Below are 19204 nucleotides of genomic sequence, written 5' to 3'. Positions count from 1 at the left end.
TCTGATGGTGGGGCGCCGGTTACCCGGCGCCCCATCTGACAGCCCGTTGGGGCTTAGACCAGCCGTGGGTAACTGGTCATGATGTAGTCCGCGGCGGCGGGCCCCTTCATGCGCAGTCCGTTCCGGCGGGCGGAGACCCGGTGTTTCATGGCAGCCCAGAAGCTGGACTCGGTGCCGGCCGGCTGCTCGTTGACGAAGCACCAGCTGGTGTACAGCCCAAAGAGGCGGTCACGGTCGAGGCTTGATTCGGAGGCCTGGTCGGCGTAGGTGGCTTCGTGGAGGAAAAGATCAAACTGCGAATTGGCCATGACGGCGTCCCTTCGCTCGGTGCGCGGTGCCGCCGTTCGGCTACAGCAGCAAAACCCTCGATGCCCTGCACGGGGGCGGTGGGTCTGTAGGTTCGATCCCATCAGGAGAACTTGGGAATATCAGCGTTCTTGAGGCATGTCTACGCTGTAGACTTTACTCGTAGACTACAACTGAGGCAACCGTATTGAATAAATCAGCCGGCTGCCCCCAGTAAGGATCAAATAATGACTTCAGCCAATACTTCGGGAACGGCGGGCACCAAGCCGAGGCTGAGCAGGGACCTGGTACTGGCCAAAGCGCTGGAGCTGGTGGACGCCGAGGGCCTGGACGCGCTGACCATGCGCCGCCTTGGGCAGGAGCTTGGCCGGGACCCGATGAGCCTTTACCGCTATGCCCAGAACCGTGCAGCTTTGTTGGATGGAGTTACGGAGTTGGTGCTCAACCAGCTCCGCATCCATCCGGAGGACCCCGACTGGAAGGCCCAGCTGCGCGGGATTGCCCATGGCCTGCGAACGCTTGCCCTCCAGCACCCCAATGTTGTGCCGCTGCTGGTCACCCGGCCCCTGTCCACGCCCCTCGGCCTTAGGCCGCTGGGCACGCTGCGTCCCTTGGAACAGATCCTGTCCCTTCTCGGCGCTGCAGGATTCGGTGCGGCCGATGCACTCCACGTCTACCGCGCCTACTACGGCTTCCTCTACGGACACATCCTGAACGAACTGCAGGAGTACGTGGTGGACCCTGAAGAGAACGAGGTGCTGCTGCGGCTGGGGCTCCACCGGCTGCCCGCGAAGGAGTTCCCCAAGCTTCGTGCACTGGCTCCGGCCCTGTCTGAGTACGACGGCGAGGCGGAGCTTGACCAGGGACTTGGCATCCTGCTGTCCGGGCTGGAAGCCCAGCTGTCACGCCAGGCGGCCGGCCCCGCCGCCTGACGCTCCGGGCCTTGTGGAGGCGGTATTACCGGGCGTGGCCTATTCGAAGGACGCCCGACGACGGTCCTGCAGGCGGGTGTTCCAGATGTCCGGCTTGTTGACGCGGAACCGGCGCCCCGTCAGGGCTTTGGCGTTAAGCCGGACGTAGTTGGCCTTTTCGCCCGGCTGCCAAGGTTCCAGGCCCAGCCCGTCCACGGCATCTTTCACGCCCTGGTCCTCGATGATCTCCGTTTCGCCGCGCACCACCACGCTCCAGGCCTGTTCGGAGGCAGGGTCGTAGCCGTCGATTTCCAGGGCTGCCGGACGTTCCATCCGGGCGCCCCACAGCTTTGAACCGGGTGCGGTGCGGAAGACGATGCTGCGCAGGTGGACAGCGTAGTTCACGGGGAAGATCTCGGGATGTTCGTCCACCACGATGGCCAACCTGCCCACCGTGTCGTTGTCGAGGAGTTCCCAGCAGTCGTCGAAGGACAGGTTTTCAATCTTCGGCAGGTTTCGCGAGTCCATGGTCCACACCTTACGGGTGTTGCGGGAGCGGGAAAAGGGATTGCGCCGCTTGTTTCGCCGCTACTGGATGCCGGCGAACAGCTCACCCAACTCCGCGGTCAGTTCCTTCTGGAGGGCCGGGGTGCCGATCTCCTTGCCATCGATCCTGTTCACGGGGGCAAGCAGGCGGACGCTCGAAATCAGCCAGACCGCGTCAGCGTCCATGAGGTCCCGGGGTTCCAGCGGACCGTAGCCCAGTTCCCAGCCGGCGGCCTTGGCGGCGGCGAAAAGGGCGCCCTGGGAGGTCCCGGCCAGGATGCCGCTGTCCAGCTGCGGGGTGATGAGGCGCTTCACCGTGGTGCCGTCGTCGGACTTTTCCACATGTGCGAGCAGCACCGTTGAGGTGGGCCCTTCCAGCACACGGCCATCGGAGGAGAAGAAGATGACGTCGTCGGCGCCCTGTTTGTGGGCGTGGCGCAGGGCCGCCATGTTGACGGCGTAGGAAAGCGTTTTGGCGCCGAGGAGCAGCCAGGGCGCCCGGTCGGCCACGTCGCTGTCATAGCCACGGTCAAGGAGGATGACGTCGATGCCCGTTTCACGCTGCCGGCGCCCGGCTGCCCCGGCCGGGGTGGCCTGCACCCAGGCTGTGGGGGTGGGCGCGCCTTCCACGCCCCGGGTGACCACCAGTTTGACCACCAGCTCATCAGCAGCCGGGTCTGCGGGCGGGTTCTCCAGCCGGTGCCGGGCCACCGCCGCGGCAATGACGCGCCGCCAGGCCTCCTGGTCCGGGATGTCCAGGTCCAACGCCGCCGCGGAGCCGGCAAGGCGGTCAAGGTGGGCCTGCATCTTCCGTACTGTTCCGCCCACGGCCAGCATGGTTTCAAAGACGCCGTCGCCCCGCGTGACCCCCAGGTCGGTGACCAGGAGTTGCGGCTTGGAGGCATCGGCCACCCGGCCATCAGGGTAAGCGGGATCGAGGAAGGCGAGAACCACGGGGGCTGGAGAGGTCATGGCACCAGCTTAGTGCGGTACCGCGGATAAGCTGGGCAGAGTGCACCGGCCGGAAGCCGTCCTCCGGAGCCCGATCTCCCCGGGGGTTTAAGACGTGTTGTGGCCTTTTTCACTTGCCGGCACCGCTCCGACGTGGGTGGTGGTGCTCCTGGGTTTCGCCGACCTGGTGATCAGGGTGCTGGCGCTGGGTATCATCCCCGGCAACCGGCGCCCCACCACCGCCATGGCCTGGCTGCTGGGCATCTTCTTCATTCCGTTCCTGGGCATCGTCCTGTTCCTGCTCTTTGGCAACTTCCGGTTGTCCAGCCGCAGGCGGGCACAGCAGCAACTGGTAAATGAACGCGTGCAGGCAGGCATCTCCGCACTCTCGGACGCGGAAAGCGACTACCCCGGCCCGGAATGGGTGAAGTCCGCGGCTGAACTCAACCGCACCCTCGGTTCCCTGCCCATGGTGGACGGCAACTCCGTGGACCTCATCCCCGGCTATCCCGACTCCATCCTGGAAATGACCCAGGCGGTGCGGAAGGCGAAGAAGTTCGTCAACGCCGAGTTCTACATCATGAGTTCGGACCATGTCACCAATGACCTGCTGACCGCCATGGAGGAGGCCGCGGAGCGGGGCGTGGAGGTGCGGCTCCTGTTCGACCACATCGGAACCCTCCGCATCAAGGGGTACCGGAAGCTGCTCAAGCGTCTCCGCGCAGGCAAGATCCAGTGGAAGCGGATGCTGCCGCTGCTGCCCATCCACGGACAGTGGCGTCGCCCTGACCTGCGGAACCACCGCAAGATCATGGTCATTGACGGCGAGATTGCCTTCACGGGTTCGCAGAACCTGATCGAGCCCTCCTACAACAACCCGCGGCACCGCAAGGCAGGCCGCGAATGGGTGGAACTGATGGCACGCCTGCGCGGACCCATCGTGACCACCCTGAACGTCGTCTTCGCCACCGACTGGCTGAGCGAGACCGACGAGTCGCTGGAACACCAGCTGCAGCTCGCACCGAACCCGGAGCCCGGGAACGTCACAGCCCAGGTGGTGCCCAGCGGCCCCGGGTTCATCACGGAAAACAACCTGCGGCTCTTCAACACCCTGATCTACTCCGCCCAGCACCGCATCTCCATCTGCAGCCCGTACTTCGTGCCGGACGATTCCCTGCTCTACGCCATCACCACCGCCGCCCAGCGGGGCGTTGACGTGGAACTGTTCGTCTCGGAGAAGGGCGACCAATTCCTGGTCCACCACGCCCAGCGGTCCTATTACGAGGCACTCCTCGAAGCCGGTGTGCGGATCTACCTGTACAAGGCCCCGTTCGTGCTGCACGCCAAGCACTTCACCATTGACGACGAGGTGGCCGTGCTGGGCTCCAGCAACATGGACATGCGGTCCTTCTCGCTGAACCTGGAGGTTTCCGTGATGCTCCTGGGCGAGGACATCGTGAACAAGATGCGGGCGGTGGAAGACACCTACCGGGACATCTCGCACGAGCTCAAGCTCGCGGACTGGATCGGCCGGCCGCTCGCCGCCCGGTACGTGGACAACGTGGCCCGGCTGACGGCCACGGTGCAGTAAGACGGCCGCGTATGCCTAAACCGGAGTCAGTCTCCGGGAAAGACGGAGCCGAGGGTGGACAGGACCCCGTAGGCCTTGGTCCGGATTTCCTCGTATTCGTCGTCGGGCACGGAGTCCGAGGTGATGGCACCGCCGACGCCGAGAGACAGTTCAGCGGTTCCGTCACCTTCCGCGCTGACCACCAGTGTCCTGATGGCGACGGCGAGGTCGGCTGCGGCATTGAGGGAGAAGTAGCCGATGGCCCCCGAATAGAGCCCCCGGGGCCCGGCCTCCAGCCGGTCCAGGATGGCCATCGTGCTGATCTTGGGGGCTCCGGTCATGGAGCCGGCCGGGAAGCATGCAGCCACGGCCTCGGCCCGGGGCGCGCCCGGGAGGAGGCGGGCGTCGATGGTGCTGACCATCTGGTGGACCGTGGCGTAGCTTTCGATCGCGCAGAGCCTGCTCACGGTAACGGAGCCGGGCTCGGCAAAATGGCTGAGGTCGTTGCGCAGCAGGTCCACGATCATGATGTTCTCGGCCCGGTCCTTCAGTGATGCGGCCAGGTCCTCGCGCAGCAGCTGGTCCTCCTGCGGGTCGGCAGCCCGGCGGCGGGTGCCCTTGATCGGCTCGGCGCGCATGCCGCCGTCGGACGCGATCTTCAGGAACCGCTCAGGCGAGGTGCTGGCAACGGCGAGGTTCCCCAGGCGGAGATAGCTGGCGAACGGCGCCGGGTTCCGGCGGCGCAGCGCCAGATAGGTGGTCCACGGATCCAGTGCGTGTTCCGGGACCCTGGCTTCGAGCGTCGTGGTCAGGCAGACCTCATAGGTGTTGCCCTGGGCGATCTGGTGCTGGGCTGCCGTGATTTTCTCCCGGTACTCCGCACCCGTGTCCCGGCTCCGGAAAGCAGGCGGCGCGGCAAGCACGACGTCGGTGCTGCCGCCGGTTTCCGGTGCCGGGCCAAGAATGGCCGCCGGGGAGCCGCTGCCGGCGGCTTCCACTGCGGCCCTGGCCCGGGCCAGCCACTCCCCGGCGTCCGAGGCCTCCAGCGCGAGGAGCCAGGCCGCGCCCCCGGCATGGTCAAGGACGACGGCCCGGCCGGCAAAGATCAGGGCAGCGTCCGGAGTGGGGGCGGAGAGGTCGCTGCCGCCGGTTTCGCGCTTCAGCTCGTAGCCCAGGCAACCGAGCCAGCCCAGCGTGAACTCACCGGGATACCCATCGGGCGTGCGGACGGCACGGCGCCCCCAGACGGTATCCAGCCAGCGGAAGAAGGGGCCCGGCACCTTGGCAGTTGCGGAACCGGTGCTGACCAGGCTTATCCCGGCACGGTGCGTCACGAACTGTCCGAACGTGCCGGCGTCGTCCGCCATGATGCTGAACCGGCTGCGCTCGGCGGCCGTGCGGGCCTCCGGCTCCGTGCCCTCTTCCTGCCCGGCGGCAGCCGCGGCGGCGCCGGCGTTGGAGGAATCCAGCCACACTGCATTGGGTGAAGTTCCGTACAGCGACTGGAACAGGGCCGGCGCGTCCGGGAGGGCGTCGAGGCGCTCAGCGTGGAGCCGGAGGCCGCGGCGTGCGGACAGTTCGGGGGCCAGCACGGGCGCCAGCGCCGGCAGGCAGGGGAGGAGGTGCAGCAGGTCCGTGGGGGCCGATCCGTCAGCGAGGTTCTGCACCCGGAGGTCCGCGTTCCCGGGGACGTCGTCCAGGCCCAGCCACTCTTCCTCCTGGGCGGCCCACTGGTCCCAGTAGGGCTCGTAGGTGGCGCCGTCGCGGTCCAGCGCCCGGGTGCGCCGGACGTCGTCCGGAGACTCGGCCCAAACGACGGCGTCCAGCATGGGCCGGGCAGCCTCAGCGGCGGCACCCACTCCCTCCACGATGACAATCTCGGCGGGCAGTGTGACCCGGGCTTCGCCGTCGTAATGGTTCTCCCAGTCCCAGCTGGTCCAGGTGGCCGCCTCGCCACGGCTCAAGGGGGTGAGCACCGTGGAGACATAGCGTTCCACGCCGGCAGCCAGTCCGTCCCACCCCGGGTAGATGTCTTCCAGGTGGAACAGTGAAACCTTGTGGTGGGCGCGGAGCCGTGCAGCAAGTTCGACGGCGAGGGTGGTCTTCCCTGCGCCGGAACGCCCGTCCACGGCGATGATGACGGGGGCTGGGCTCATGGACTAGAGCGTACCGTTTTCCGTTGCCCGCTTTCAGCCATGAAGTGCGCGCTGCCCGGACGCATGGCGGCCGCTGCTGAGGTGGCCGCCCAGGAACCCGCTCACCAGCAGCAGGATTGCCCCGGCCCGTGCCAGCCGGACGCCCAGCCGATGATTGCCGCGGGAGCGGGCACGCCAGGAGGCGATGTATACGGCGGTGGCTGCAGCATTGGCGCCGGCGTGGAGGATGCCCACGCGCTTCAAGGGCCGGTCCTTGCCGGACCAGGTCGCCCAGCCGGACAGGGCGGTGGGAACGGCGGCGACGACGCCGAGGGCCACCAGGCGCTGGGAGGAACGGCGGGAAGCGTCGTCGTCGAAGAGGTCCAGGAACACTGCCGACCACCAGGCGCCGAAGGGGCCGTCGGTGAGGATGGTGTGAAGCGGTATGCCGGTGGTGTCACCGCGGATAAGTGACCGGATCCGGGGCTGCGACATCAGCCGGGACGCCAGTGGATCCGCTGCGTCGACGGCGGCGTCCAATGAGGTGGCATCTTCAAGGTTGCCAAGGAGTCGGGTGTACCTGCCGGGGCTGGAAGCGGCGTGCATGAGCACAAAATACTCCTGGTGCCGCCGGGCCGCACGCCTTTTTTGCGCCCGGAGGCTTTTCCTGGCGCTGCAGCTAGTGCAGTTGGAGGTGGGTGTTCTGCAGGACCTCTGACTTGATGTGCTGGACCAGGCCTGGAAGTGCCGTGTGGATCTGGTGCCAGACGGCGTCGAAATCAGCATGCCCGCCGTACCAGGGATCTTCGATGCCTTGGTCCAGCCGGTCCCGGTCGGCCATGGCGGGATCGAAGCTGCGGAACATCCGGATTTTGTCCAGGCAATCCTGGTCCGGAGCCGCTTCGCTCAGCCAGGCGTAGTGGTCGATGTCGAGCGCGAGGATTAGGTCGCGCTCGCGGAACCACGCCGGCTCCCACTGGCGGGCCACGTGCTGTTCCGAGGCCAGCTGGGTCACCGCGAGGCGGCGGGCAGCGCGGGGATCAATAGGCCGGCCGGCCTCGTACCCCGTGATGCCTGCGGAATCCACTTCAACCAGCATGTCGAGGCCCTCGCGTTCAAGTGCTGACTGGAGCATCAGCTCGGCCATCGGGGACCGGCAAATGTTGCCCGTGCAGACAGTGATGACGCGGTAGGCGCTCGACGTTGAGGTCATGGAACTAAGCATGCGCGCTCCGGCCACCTTTGGCCAGCTGCCTGTTCACAAAGTTTTACTGGGTTGTAAAGATGCATTACGAGGTATGAAAACGGGTACGGGCCCACGTTGTGTGATCGGGGGTTTCCGCTTGGGCGCCGGCCGCTAGTGGATCAGGGCCAGCAGGATGCCCACACCCACGAACAGGACACCAAACACCCTGCTCAGGACCAGCTGGCCCCGTTCGGTGCTGGTGACGCGTTGGAATGACCTGGCTGCCGCGGCAAAGAAGAACCACATCACCAGAATGTCGATGACCACAATGGTGGCGGTCAGCACGGCGTACTGCGTAAAGAGGGGCTGTTCGGGCCGGATGAACTGGGGTGTGAAGGCGAGGAAGAACACGATCGCCTTCGGGTTCAGCAGGTTGACCCAGAAGCCGCGCCGGAAGATGGACCATGCAGGTTCGCTGCGAAGGGTGGCAGCCTGCTCCCGGGCCGCGGCGGGCTTGCTGAGGAACTGGCGGACACCCAGGTAGACCAGGTAGGCCGCCCCGGCGTAGCGGATCACGTTGAAGGCAACCGGGGAGCTTGCCACCAGGACGCCGACACCGAGCGCGACGATCAGGACGTGCACCACCAGGGCCGCCTGCTGCCCCAGGATTCCCCATATGGATCGGCGGAACCCGGCGTTCAGCGAGTTGCTCATGGTGTTGATGGCCCCTGCACCCGGGGTGAAGCTGATCAGGGCGCCGGCGCCTGCCAAGGCCAGCCATAGGGAAAATTGCACTTGACAATCTTACGGTGGCAATTGGCTGCCGATTCTTTCAGTCCCTGTGACGCTGTCCGGGCAACCAGGAGTCAGGCCCGCGCGATGACTTCACCGTTGGGGATCAGGAACCAGCCGTCGTCCGTGGATCCCCAGCGGTGCCAGCCGGCAGAGATCCGGGCAAGGCCTGCTGCGTCGGCGAATCCGTACTCCAATGCCTGCTCGGCGAAGGCCGAATGCAGCACCCGCTCGCCCCAGACGCGTGCCTGCCAGCGGCGCTGCTGCGCCGTGGCGTACAGCCAGTTGCTGCTGGTGGGCGCGACGTCGGTGAAGCCTGCGGCCTGTGCCCAGCTGACCAGCCGCCGCCCGGCGTCGGGCTCTGCTCCGTTGCGCCGTGCGATCCTCTGGTACAGGTCCATCCACTCGTCCAGCTCGGGGACGTCGGGATACCAGCTCATGCCATGGAAGTCGGCGTCGCGCACGGCAACGATGCCTCCGGGCTTCGCGACGCGCCGCATTTCGCGGAGTGCCTCGACGGGGTCGGTCAGGTGCTGGAGGACCTGGTGGGCGTGGACCACGTCGAACGTTTCGTCGGCGAAGTCCAGGTCGTAGATGTTCCCTGCCACGAATTCGACGTTGGGCACTTCGCGTTCGACGGCGAGCGCCTGGGCCTGGGCGACGATGTCCGGTGAGCGGTCCAGGCCGGTGACCTTGCCGGGGCTGACCAGGGCTGCGAAGTCGCAGGTGATGGTACCCGGTCCGCAACCGACGTCGAGCAGGGTGGACCCCGGAGTCAGGTAGGGCAGGACGAAGGCCGCGGAGTTTTCGGCGGTCCTGGCGGCATGGGCACGGACCACCGATTCGTGGTGGCCGTGCGTGTAGACGTCGTCTTCAGGCTGCTGCGCACTCATAAGCAAACGCTACCCCCACGAGTGGCGCACTTACCCAGTTTCCGTCCTTGCCGCAATGGTGGCTTCGATCATGGCGGTCATGAATCGCGTGACAGTATCCAGCTCGGCGTCGGAGAAGCCGGCCAGCGCGCTTCCCATGTGCTTGGCCAGCGGGGCGAAGATGGCTCCGCCCTCACGGAAAGCCTTGGGGGTCATCTTCAGCTGGACCTGCCGCCGGTCCGTGCTGTGGCGTTCGCGGACCACATGGCCGGCGCTGTCCAGGCGGTCTATGAGGGCAGTCGTGGCGGGGGAGCTCAGGTTCAGTTCTTTCCGCAGCAGCCCCGGCGTCACCACATTTCCCCTGGCCGTGTGGCGCATGATCACTGCGAGGGCGTTCATGTCCGTGCGGTGCATGTCCTTGCGGTCCCCGGCCGCATCCACGTAGCGGTTCGCTTCAAGGGTGAACTCCTGCAGGATCCGGAGCAGCGGGTGGCCGAACTCCGGCCCGGCCGGGGCGGAAGGTGATGCGCCGTGTGCCGTGTCCCCTGCCATCTCCACCTCCCGGCTGCTATGTCCCGGGCTGCGTATTTGCCCAAGCGTACTGACGGATATTACTCCAGGGCCGGTTGGGCCGTGGTGACGCTGCCGGACCCCGTCACTCAATCCGGGCAAAAAAAGCTTGACTGGCACTTATCTCTGTTATGGAGATAATCTATGCTGGAACAAATACTACTCCACCTGCCCGATAAGGAAGGCACCATGAAACTCACAAAAGTTGGCAGGGAACGGGTTCCGTTCTGGCTGCGCTGGCTGGTCCCCGTTGTCCTGGTGCTGGCCTGGCTGGGGCTGGCCGGGGTCGGCGGACCCACCTTCGGCCGCCTGGACGAGGTCTCGTCCAACGACCAGGCATCCTTCCTGCCCGCCAGCGCCGAGGCAACCGAGGCACAGGACTGGCAGGCGAAGTTCCGCGACTCGGACGAGGTTCCCGGCATCATCGTCATCGAGAAAAACGAGGCCTTCACGCCCCAGCAGCTGGGCGGCCTGGCCACACTGAAGACCGACCTCGAAAACCTTAAGCTGGGCAGCACCGTCATCGGGCCGATCCAGTCCAAGGACGCCAAGGCCGTCCAGTTCGTGGTCCCCATTGGCTCGTCCGCTGAGATCAAGGACGCCGTCAAGGAACTCCGCGCAACGGTGAAGGGCGCGGCGCCGGAGGGTACCCAGACCTTCGTGACCGGTCCCGCCGGGCTTGCGGCGGACCTCACCGCGGCGTTCGGCGGCATCGACGGGATCCTCCTGCTCGTTGCCCTGTCCGCCGTTTTCGTGATCCTCCTGGTGGTCTACCGGTCCCTGCTGCTGCCCGTCATGGTGCTGCTGACCTCGGTGTTTGCCCTGTGTGCGGCCATCCTGCTGGTGTTCGGCATGGCCAAGGCCGGCTGGATCCAGCTCAACGGCCAAAGCCAAGGCATCCTCTCCATCCTGGTGATCGGTGCCGCCACGGACTACGCCCTGCTCTTCGTGGCCCGCTTCCGCGAAGCGCTGACCCACACCACCAACCGCACGGCAGCCGTCCTTACCGCCTGGAAAGCATCCTTTGAGCCCATCCTGGCTTCCGGCGCCACCGTGATCATTGCGCTCCTGTGCCTGCTCTTCTCCGACCTGAACTCCAACAAGGCCCTGGGCCCGGTGGCCGCCGCCGGCATCTTGTGCGCCCTGTTCGCCGCCCTGACCCTGCTGCCCGCCCTGATGGCACTGTTCGGCCGGGCCGCGTTCTGGCCCTTCCGGCCCAAGCTGCTGCCTGCAGACCAGCGTGAACCCGAGCTGGTCACCGGGCTGGAAGGCCAAAAGGGCCTGTGGCGGGCCACCGGTTCGCTCGTCTCGCGGCGCCCCAGGACGGTGTGGGTTGCCTCGGTCCTCCTGCTGCTCGTGGCCGCGGGCGGCCTGTTCCAGCTGAAAGCCAACGGTGTACCGCAGACGGACGTCATCCTCACGGCCTCCAACGCGGTGGACGGCCAGGACGCGCTGGCCCGTCACTTCGATGGCGGCAGCGGCAGCCCCGCCGTCGTGGTTGCTGACCAGGGCAAGGCAGCGGAGGTGCTGGGCAAGGTTAAGGCCGACGACGGCGTGGGCGAGGCCTACCTGCTGGGCCGCGGCAGCGTGCCGGTCACCGGAGCCCCGGGTGCCCCCACCACACCCGACGTCCGGGACGGGAAGGTCCTCATCAACGCCACGCTGAAGAATGCCGCGGACTCGCTGGAAGCGGAGGAGACCATCAAGGCCCTGCGCACCGAGGTGAAGGCCGTCGATCCCAGTGCCCTGGTAGGTGGCGTGACTGCCACGGCCCTCGACACCAACACCACCGCCCAGCATGACCTGGTGGTCATCATCCCGGTGGTCCTGGTGGTGATCCTCTTCATCCTGATGCTGCTCCTGCGCTCCATCGTGGCCCCGGTCCTGCTGGTGCTCTCGGTGGTGGTGTCCTACGCGGCAGCGCTGGGAGTGTCAGCCTTCGTGTTCAACAACCTCTTCGGTTTCCCGGGAGCCGACGCCACCGTCCCGCTGTTCGGCTTCGTCTTCCTGGTGGCCCTGGGCGTGGACTACAACATCTTCCTGATGAGCCGGGTCCGCGAGGAATCGCTCAAGCACGGCACCCGGCCCGGCATCCTGCGTGGCCTGGTGGTGACCGGCGGCGTCATCACCTCCGCCGGCGTGGTTCTCGCCGCCACATTCGCCGCCCTCGGTGTCATCCCCATCATGTTCCTGGTGCAGCTGGCCTTCATCGTGGCATTCGGCGTCCTCCTGGACACCGTGCTGGTGCGCTCGCTGCTGGTGCCGGCGCTGGCCTACGACATCGGGCCGAAGATCTGGTGGCCCAGCAAGCTGGGGCGCACCGAAGGCGGAACTGCGGCACGGCCGCGGCAGCCCGGGGTCGAACCGCTGGAAGAAGTGCCCAGCCACTGACCCCTACGCGCAAAGAGCGGAGTCTCGGAGCACTAACCCTGCTGCCGCCACCAATCCACGGTGGCGGCAGCAGCCGTTTCCAGCGGCGTGGGGGCTACTTCCAGGGCCGCCTGGGACGCCGCCGAGTCCATGATGAACGGCCGCTCAAACTGGTACAGCATTTCGGCCAGCTCGCGGGCCCCGGCTGAGAACATCGCCGCAGCGCGAAGGGCCCAGCCGGGCAGGGCGCGCACCTTGGGGGCCGGCCGTCCGGCCGCAGCGGCGAAGGCGTGGGCCAGTTCCATCTGGGTAAGCGCCGGCCCCGTGGGGGCGTGCCATACGGCATTCCAGGCGGAGGGCCTGTCCGCCGCCGCGACCATTGCCGTGGCCAGATCCGGTACGTACGTGAACGAGTGAGGCTGCCGGGTACTGCCCACTACGCTGACGCTCTTTCCTGCCAGGATGGGCGCCACCATCCGTTCCCCGCCGTGCGCCATCCTGACGCGCGGACCAAAAAAGTCGCCTGCCACCACGCTCACCGTTGGTGTTGCGGCAGCCTCGCGGGCCCGGAGCAGCTCCGTCCGCACCCCGCGTTTGCCGCCCACAGCCTGGCGCGGGCTGTCCTCTTTCATCACGCTGTCCGGCTCGCTGTAGGAATAGAGGCTCTCGGGGAACACGACGACGGCGCCCGCCTCGTGCGCCGCGGTCAGGACCGCCTGCTCGGCTGCGGGAAGTTCCGCCCGCCAGGCGGCGGCGGTGTAGGCCGAACCGTGAATGCAGTGGAAGACAGCCCGGGCGCCCGCGAGGGCAGTATGCAGAACTTCCGGGTCCTTTGCATCCCCGGCAATACGCTCGATCAGGGGGTGCTGTGGTCCACTGCCCGACCGCGTAAGTACGCGCACCCGCCGTCCCAGGGCTGCCAACTGTTCGGCGACCGTCCACCCCACCGGTCCCGCTCCCGTCACTACATACACATCTGCCATGGTGGCCTCCTTGGTTCCTGTTTGGAGAGCACTGCTCTCCAAACAGGATGAGCCCGAAAGCCGACCAAGTCAAGAGCGGTGCTCTTTTTTGATTCCCGCGCTCTCGGTTGTGGCATGCTGGACCCGTGACTGAAGACGGGAAAACAACCGGCGCCGCTGCCCGCCCCCTCACCCCGCGGCAGCGGGCAAGGGCGCAAACCGTGGCGGATATCATCCGCCTGGGGCGGCAGCACCTGGCAACGCATGGTGCTGCCCCGCTCTCCCTGCGCGCGGTGGCGCGGGATCTGGGGGTGGTGTCCTCCGCGGTCTACCGGTACGTGGAGAGCCGGGACGAGCTCCTGACCTTGTTGCTGATCGACGCGTTTGGTGAACTTGGGGACGAGGTGGATGCCGCCGTCGCCAAAGCGCCGGAGGATGACCACACTGCCCGTTTCCGGGCGCTGGGCCGGGCGGTCAGGGAGTGGGCTTTGCGGGAGCCTGCCAGCTACGCGCTCCTTTTCGGCAGCCCCGTTCCCGGCTACAGCGCCCCGGCGGAGCGAACAACGGGCCCCGGCACGAGGGTCATTGTCAGCCTCATCGGCATCCTGGACGCGGCTTCCCGGGCGGGGCGGCTGGCAGTTCCGGCCGTAGGCGCCACGCAACTGCCGCCAACCCTGGGCGGGGACCTCGCCGCCATCCGTTCCGGGTTTGGCCTGGACATTCCGGAGGAACTCGTGGCGCGGGGCGTCCTGGTGTGGAGCTCCCTCTTCGGTGCAGTCAGCTTCGAGGTTTTCAACCAGTACGGACCGGACACGTTCCATGCGCCCGCTGAGCTCTTCGACCATCACCTCGCCGTCCTGGCAGGCATCGCGGGCCTGCCTGCAGGCGCCTCCAGATAGGTGCCGGCGGAGCCCTGTTGGTGTGCGCGGGCCGTCGATAGACTGCCAGTGCGCCCGCATGGACGCGGAGCCTCGAAGGAGAGATGCACCATGACCGAGAATCCCGAAGTTGCAGCCGAAGAGCCACGCAAGGGAAGCAGTGCACCCGGACTGGAGGGTGAAGGCGGGCAGTATGTGGACGGTGACTATGGTGATGCCGGCGCCGTGGAGCGCCCGGCGGATGAACGGGACGACCAATATCCGGAAGGCAACTACGGCGACGCCGGAACAGTTGGGGCCCCTTCGGCAGGCGCGGGGGAGGGCGGACATTATGTGGATGCCGACCACGGTGCCGCCGGCACCGGCAGCGAGCCCCGGCGGGACCTTGCCGATGGCGAATACGAGGAAGGCGACTACGGCGACGCCGGGACCACCGGAGGCGCCCGGACGGAGCGTGCTGTCCGCGAGGGCCTCACCGACGGCCAGGTCCAGGCGACCGATGAGCAGCGCGGTCCGCTGCATGGCGACCGGAATCCGGAGCGCTGAACCAGCCGGAGGGGCCGTTCTCCTAAAGCGAACTGTGGTGCCGCCGTCGTAATTCGGCGCCCGGATGCCCGGAATGGCGCGGAATTTTCGCCCGTCCATCTATTGCCGCATCCAAAGTTGAGTGTACTTAACTCAACTTTGGATTGACATCGCTGGCGCCCTGAGTAAAGTTGAGTGCAGAACGCTCAATGCTTAGGGCGCCAACCAGTTTCCAAGGAAAGAAGGAAGCAACACATGTCACGTGCAGTAGGTATCGACCTCGGAACCACCAACTCCGTCGTCTCCGTTCTCGAAGGTGGCGAGCCCACCGTTATTGCCAACGCCGAGGGTGGCCGCACCACGCCGTCGGTGGTTGCATTCTCCAAGTCCGGCGAAGTGCTGGTTGGCGAAATCGCCAAGCGCCAGGCCGTCAACAACATCGACCGCACCATCGCCTCCGTCAAGCGCCACATGGGCACCGACTGGACTGTCGCGATCGACGACAAGAAGTACACCCCGCAGGAAATCTCCGCGCGTATCCTCATGAAGCTGAAGAACGACGCCGAGTCCTACCTGGGTGAAAAGGTCACCGACGCGGTCATCACCGTCCCGGCCTACTTCAACGACGCCGAGCGCCAGGCCACCAAGGAGGCCGGCGAAATCGCAGGCCTCAACGTCCTGCGCATCGTCAACGAGCCCACCGCCGCGGCCCTCGCCTACGGCCTGGACAAGGGCAAGGAAGACGAACTCATCCTGGTCTTCGACCTCGGTGGCGGAACCTTCGACGTCTCCCTGCTGGAAGTGGGCAAGGACGAAGACAACTTCTCCACCATCCAGGTCCGCGCCACCGCGGGCGACAACCGCCTGGGCGGCGACGACTGGGACCAGCGCGTCGTCGACTACCTGCTGAACCAGCTCAAGGTGAAGGGCATCGACCTCTCCAAGGACAAGATCGCCCTGCAGCGCCTCCGCGAAGCCGCAGAGCAGGCCAAGAAGGAACTCTCTTCCTCCTCCAGCACCAACGTCTCCCTCCAGTACCTCTCCGTCACCCCCGACGGCCCGGTCCACCTGGACGAGCAGCTCACCCGGGCCAAGTTCCAGGACCTCACCAAGGACCTGCTGGAGCGCACCAAGAAGCCGTTCCACGACGTCATCAAGGAAGCCGGCATCAAGCTCTCCGACATCAACCACATCGTGCTGGTCGGCGGCTCAACCCGTATGCCTGCCGTCTCCGACCTGGTCAAGGAACTGGCCGGCGGCAAGGAGCCCAACAAGGGCGTCAACCCGGACGAGGTCGTGGCCGTCGGTGCCGCACTGCAGGCCGGCGTGCTGAAGGGTGAGCGCAAGGACGTCCTCCTGATCGACGTCACCCCCCTGTCCCTCGGCATCGAGACCAAGGGCGGCGTGATGACGCACCTGATCGAGCGCAATACCGCCATTCCCACCAAGCGGTCCGAGACCTTCACCACGGCGGATGACAACCAGCCGTCGGTGGCCATCCAGGTCTTCCAGGGCGAGCGCGAGTTCACCCGCGACAACAAGCCGCTGGGCACGTTCGAACTGACCGGTATCGCCCCTGCACCGCGCGGCGTTCCCCAGGTTGAGGTCACCTTTGACATCGACGCCAACGGCATCGTCCACGTCTCCGCGAAGGACAAGGGCACCGGCAAGGAACAGTCCATGACCATCACCGGTGGCTCCAGCCTCTCCAAGGAAGACATCGACCGCATGGTCAAGGACGCCGAGGAGCACGCAGCCGAGGACAAGGCACGCCGCGAGGCGACCGACACCCGCAACACCGCCGAGCAGCTGGCCTACTCCGTGGACAAGCTGATCGCCGACAACGCCGACAAGCTGCCCGACGAGGTCAAGACCGAGGTCCAGGCCGACGTCGACGCCCTCAAGAAGGCCCTAGAAGGCACTGACGACGCCGCTGTGAAGTCCGCATTCGAGAAGTTGCAGGCTTCCCAGACCAAGCTGGGCGAGGCCATCTATGCCCAGGCCGGTTCGCCGGACGGCGCAGCCGCGCCCGGCGCTGAGGGTGCCGCAGGAGCTTCGGCAGGTTCCTCGGACGAGGACATCGTCGACGCCGAGATCATCGACGAAGACGAAGCGAAGAAGTAACCCATGCCGCACCACGGTAACGAGGAAGAGCACAACGCATCCGCCGGCCAGCAGAACGCGCACGGCAACGGCCAGGAACCGGTCATCCGGGACAACCGCAAGGTTGACCCGGTGACCGGGCAGGCCCGGCACCCCGAGGGCGGCCACGCCGCCCCCGGGGCCGGGTCCCAGGCCGGGGCAGCGGATTCCGACGGCGACGCGCTGGCCCAGGCCGAAGAGATTCTCAACGGCGTGGACGTGCCGGCCGAGGACTCCGTGGCCCAGGGGGCTCCGGCAGCAGCCGGCAACGCCGAGGCCGCCGAACTGCGCAACGACCTGCTCCGCCTGCAGGCTGAGTACGTCAACTACCGCAAGCGCGTTGAACGCGACCGCGCCGTGGCAGGGGAGATGGCCGTCATCGGCGTCCTGAACTCCCTGCTCCCGGTCCTGGACGACGTCGACGCCGCCCGGCAGCACGGTGACCTGGCCGATGGTCCCTTCGCCGCGATCGCCACCAAGCTGGAGAACGCGCTGAAGACGTACGGCCTGGTCCGGATCAACGAGACCGGCGTGGAGTTCGATCCCACGATCCACGAGGCCCTGATCCAGCAGCCCGGCGAGGACATCGAGGTTGACACCGTCAGCCAGGTCCTCCGCTCCGGCTACAAATCAGGAGACCGCGTCCTCCGCGCCGCGCAGGTGATTGTGGCCGTTCCGGCTTAGTCGGGGTCAGCTGGTCTGGTCGCGCCGAACGGATAAGGGGCCCCGCCCCTACGCGTGGCGGCTTGGTCCTACGGACCTAAGCCGCCACGCTTCGGCAGGCCCGATGCCACTCCCGGGCCCCTTATCCGTCCGTCGCTCGGCGGTTGTGTCACCTAAGGTGAGATGACCACAAGCTCGAAGCGCACCTGGGTAGGGGGCCGCGGCGTGGCGGGCACCGCGAAGCGGGCACGGCCCCCTACCCGGCGGAGCGTCGCCCCGCCGGGCACTTAGGTTTTGTTTAAGAAAGGAAACGCCATTGGCTAGCCAGGATTGGGTGGACAAGGACTTTTACAAGATCCTTGGTGTTGCCAAGGACGCTTCCGAAGCCGACATCAAGAAGGCCTACCGGAAGCTTGCGCGGCAGCACCACCCTGATACCAATGCCGGGAACGCTGCTTCCGAGAAGAAGTTCAAGGACATCTCCGAGGCTTATTCGGTGCTCTCGGATCCCGAAGAGCGCCAGCAGTATGACGCCATCCGGGCCATGGGCAGCGGCGCCCGGTTTGCTCCCGGTGGCGCCGGCGCCACGAACGGCGGGTTCGAGGACATGTTCGGCGGCCTCTTCACGGGCAACACCGGGCGGCACGCGGGCGGGTTCAACCCCGCAGGCGGCGGCATCCCGCCCGAATTCGCAGACCTCTTCGGCGGCTTCGGCGGTGCTCCGGGCTTCCAGCGCACGCCGCAAAAAGGTGCCGACCGTACCGCATCCACCAGCATCTCGTTCGCCGGCTCCATCCGCGGGACCACCATTGGGCTTCGCGAGCCCAGCGGCGAGGTCATCGACGTGCGTGTACCGGCCGGCATCAAGGACGGCCAGAAGGTCCGCGTCCGCGGCAAGGGCCAGCCTGGTGCTGCCGGCAACGGCGACCTGGTGGTCTCCGTCTCCGTCCAGCCCCACGCCTTCTACACGCGCGACGGCGACAACCTCCGCATCCATGTACCCGTCACCTTCCCGGAAGCTGCTTTGGGAGCGGACATCGAAGTTCCCACCATCGACGGGGAGAAGGTAAAGGTCCGCGTTCCGGCGGGCACGCCGTCGGGCCGTACCCTGCGGGTCAAGGGCAAAGGCGTGAAGACGTCCAAGGCAACGGGCGACCTCCTGGTGACCATCGACGTCGCGGTTCCCAAGAATCTCAACAAGGATGCCGAAGCTGCGGTCAAGGCGTTCGCCGAGGCCACATCGTCGGCGGATGTCCGTGAGGGCCTGGCAGCCAAGGCCCGGCTCTAGGAGCTGAGGTGAGCCGTGGACATCAGTGCTGACCAGCCGATCTTCGTGATCTCCGTGGCGGCCGAGCTGGCGGACATGCACCCGCAGACGCTGCGGCAGTATGACCGGCTCGGCATCGTCAAGCCCAGCCGTGCCCCGGGCAAGTCCCGGCGCTACTCGCAGCGTGACGTGAACATGCTGCGCGAAGTGCAGCGCCTCTCCCACGAGGGTGTGTCGCTGGAGGGGATCAAGCGCATCCTGGAACTCGAAAACCAGGTGGCCGCGCTCCAAAGCCGGATCTCGGAACTCACCGAGGAACTCGGGCGCCGCCCGCGCGCGGTGGACTCCCGGATCTTTGCCGCCGGCGCCGCCGGTGACGTGGTGAGCCTGGCGCGCGGGCAGCGGCCACGGCCCAGGTCCCAGGCCATGGTGGTGTGGCGCCCCCGGGCCATTGGACAGTAGGGCCCAGCAGGTACCGCTTCCCGGCGTCCCGCGAAAATAGAGTACCGACTACTCGTGACGGAAAAGCCCCCCGAAACTTGAATGGAACCATCGCCG

At 66.7% G+C, this 19204-nt stretch carries 19 protein-coding genes; 9 read left to right on the top strand and 10 right to left on the bottom strand.

Annotated elements, in window-relative coordinates; all coding sequences use genetic code 11:
* Positions 1–53: 53 nt before the first annotated feature.
* Positions 54–308 carry a hypothetical protein gene (locus NIBR502770_RS16425; RefSeq protein WP_141159083.1) on the bottom strand — a complete coding sequence of 85 codons (255 nt, stop codon included), beginning with the start codon at positions 306–308 and terminating at the stop codon, positions 54–56.
* Positions 309–533: 225 nt separating this feature from the next.
* Here NIBR502770_RS16425 and NIBR502770_RS16420 point away from each other — a divergent pair, with 225 nt between their 5' ends.
* Entirely contained in the window at positions 534–1238 is a 705-nt protein-coding gene (locus NIBR502770_RS16420) for a TetR/AcrR family transcriptional regulator C-terminal domain-containing protein (RefSeq protein WP_141182657.1), read from the top strand.
* 39 nt (positions 1239–1277) lie between these two features.
* Here NIBR502770_RS16420 and NIBR502770_RS16415 read toward each other — a convergent pair whose 3' ends face one another.
* Both NIBR502770_RS16415 and NIBR502770_RS16410 read right to left on the bottom strand, forming a co-directional pair.
* Positions 1278–1745: a pyridoxamine 5'-phosphate oxidase family protein gene (locus NIBR502770_RS16415; protein ID WP_141159085.1), complete on the bottom strand. Its 468-nt coding sequence runs from the start codon at positions 1743–1745 to the stop codon at positions 1278–1280.
* Between the two features lie 60 nt (positions 1746–1805).
* Positions 1806–2735: an aminodeoxychorismate lyase gene (locus NIBR502770_RS16410; RefSeq protein ID WP_141182656.1), complete on the bottom strand. Its 930-nt coding sequence runs from the start codon at positions 2733–2735 to the stop codon at positions 1806–1808.
* Between the two features lie 94 nt (positions 2736–2829).
* On the opposite strand from NIBR502770_RS16410, the gene cls reads away from it, so the two are divergent.
* A complete protein-coding gene (gene cls / locus NIBR502770_RS16405; protein ID WP_371416468.1) occupies positions 2830–4305 on the top strand; it encodes a cardiolipin synthase in 1476 nt (491 codons plus the stop codon).
* Positions 4306–4331: 26 nt separating this feature from the next.
* Here cls and pabB read toward each other — a convergent pair whose 3' ends face one another.
* The 6 genes from pabB to NIBR502770_RS16375 all read right to left on the bottom strand — a co-directional run bounded on the left by pabB (position 4332) and on the right by NIBR502770_RS16375 (position 9821).
* Positions 4332–6440 carry an aminodeoxychorismate synthase component I gene (pabB, locus tag NIBR502770_RS16400; RefSeq protein ID WP_141182655.1) on the bottom strand — a complete coding sequence of 703 codons (2109 nt, stop codon included), beginning with the start codon at positions 6438–6440 and terminating at the stop codon, positions 4332–4334.
* 33 nt (positions 6441–6473) lie between these two features.
* Positions 6474–7025 (bottom strand): DUF2231 domain-containing protein, encoded by a 552-nt coding sequence (locus NIBR502770_RS16395; protein ID WP_141182654.1) that lies wholly within the window; start codon positions 7023–7025, stop codon positions 6474–6476.
* 73 nt (positions 7026–7098) lie between these two features.
* Positions 7099–7632: a low molecular weight protein-tyrosine-phosphatase gene (locus NIBR502770_RS16390; RefSeq protein ID WP_141182653.1), complete on the bottom strand. Its 534-nt coding sequence runs from the start codon at positions 7630–7632 to the stop codon at positions 7099–7101.
* A 144-nt stretch (positions 7633–7776) separates the two neighbouring features.
* Positions 7777–8400, bottom strand: coding sequence for a LysE family transporter (locus NIBR502770_RS16385; protein WP_141182652.1), 624 nt, complete (start codon positions 8398–8400; stop codon positions 7777–7779).
* Positions 8401–8471: 71 nt separating this feature from the next.
* Entirely contained in the window at positions 8472–9290 is an 819-nt protein-coding gene (locus tag NIBR502770_RS16380) for a methyltransferase domain-containing protein (RefSeq protein ID WP_141159090.1), read from the bottom strand.
* Positions 9291–9320: 30 nt separating this feature from the next.
* Positions 9321–9821: a MarR family winged helix-turn-helix transcriptional regulator gene (locus NIBR502770_RS16375; protein ID WP_141182651.1), complete on the bottom strand. Its 501-nt coding sequence runs from the start codon at positions 9819–9821 to the stop codon at positions 9321–9323.
* Between the two features lie 207 nt (positions 9822–10028).
* Here NIBR502770_RS16375 and NIBR502770_RS16370 point away from each other — a divergent pair, with 207 nt between their 5' ends.
* Positions 10029–12230: an efflux RND transporter permease subunit gene (locus NIBR502770_RS16370; protein WP_141182650.1), complete on the top strand. Its 2202-nt coding sequence runs from the start codon at positions 10029–10031 to the stop codon at positions 12228–12230.
* 32 nt (positions 12231–12262) lie between these two features.
* On the opposite strand, the gene NIBR502770_RS16365 is transcribed toward NIBR502770_RS16370, so the two are convergent.
* Positions 12263–13192, bottom strand: coding sequence for an NAD-dependent epimerase/dehydratase family protein (locus NIBR502770_RS16365; protein WP_141182649.1), 930 nt, complete (start codon positions 13190–13192; stop codon positions 12263–12265).
* 125 nt (positions 13193–13317) lie between these two features.
* Here NIBR502770_RS16365 and NIBR502770_RS16360 point away from each other — a divergent pair, with 125 nt between their 5' ends.
* The 6 genes from NIBR502770_RS16360 to NIBR502770_RS16335 all read left to right on the top strand — a co-directional run bounded on the left by NIBR502770_RS16360 (position 13318) and on the right by NIBR502770_RS16335 (position 19108).
* The gene (locus tag NIBR502770_RS16360) at positions 13318–14070 is read left to right on the top strand and encodes a TetR/AcrR family transcriptional regulator (RefSeq protein ID WP_141182648.1); all 753 of its coding nucleotides are present in this window, start codon (positions 13318–13320) and stop codon (positions 14068–14070) included.
* Between the two features lie 90 nt (positions 14071–14160).
* Complete coding sequence (locus NIBR502770_RS16355) at positions 14161–14595, top strand: hypothetical protein (protein ID WP_141182647.1); 435 nt, start codon at positions 14161–14163, stop codon at positions 14593–14595.
* 234 nt (positions 14596–14829) lie between these two features.
* On the top strand, positions 14830–16698 hold the full coding sequence (gene dnaK, locus NIBR502770_RS16350; protein WP_141182646.1) for a molecular chaperone DnaK: 1869 nt from the start codon (positions 14830–14832) through the stop codon (positions 16696–16698).
* Positions 16699–16701: 3 nt separating this feature from the next.
* On the top strand, positions 16702–17400 hold the full coding sequence (locus tag NIBR502770_RS16345; RefSeq protein WP_141182645.1) for a nucleotide exchange factor GrpE: 699 nt from the start codon (positions 16702–16704) through the stop codon (positions 17398–17400).
* Positions 17401–17695: 295 nt separating this feature from the next.
* Complete coding sequence (locus NIBR502770_RS16340; RefSeq protein ID WP_210411349.1) at positions 17696–18667, top strand: DnaJ C-terminal domain-containing protein; 972 nt, start codon at positions 17696–17698, stop codon at positions 18665–18667.
* Between the two features lie 15 nt (positions 18668–18682).
* On the top strand, positions 18683–19108 hold the full coding sequence (locus NIBR502770_RS16335; protein ID WP_141159097.1) for a heat shock protein transcriptional repressor HspR: 426 nt from the start codon (positions 18683–18685) through the stop codon (positions 19106–19108).
* Positions 19109–19204: the final 96 nt, after the last annotated feature.

Origin of the sequence: Pseudarthrobacter sp. NIBRBAC000502770 (genome assembly GCF_006517815.1) — a bacterium.
Lineage (GTDB): Bacteria > Actinomycetota > Actinomycetes > Actinomycetales > Micrococcaceae > Arthrobacter > Arthrobacter niigatensis.
This window is presented reverse-complemented; position numbering and strand designations above follow the sequence as displayed.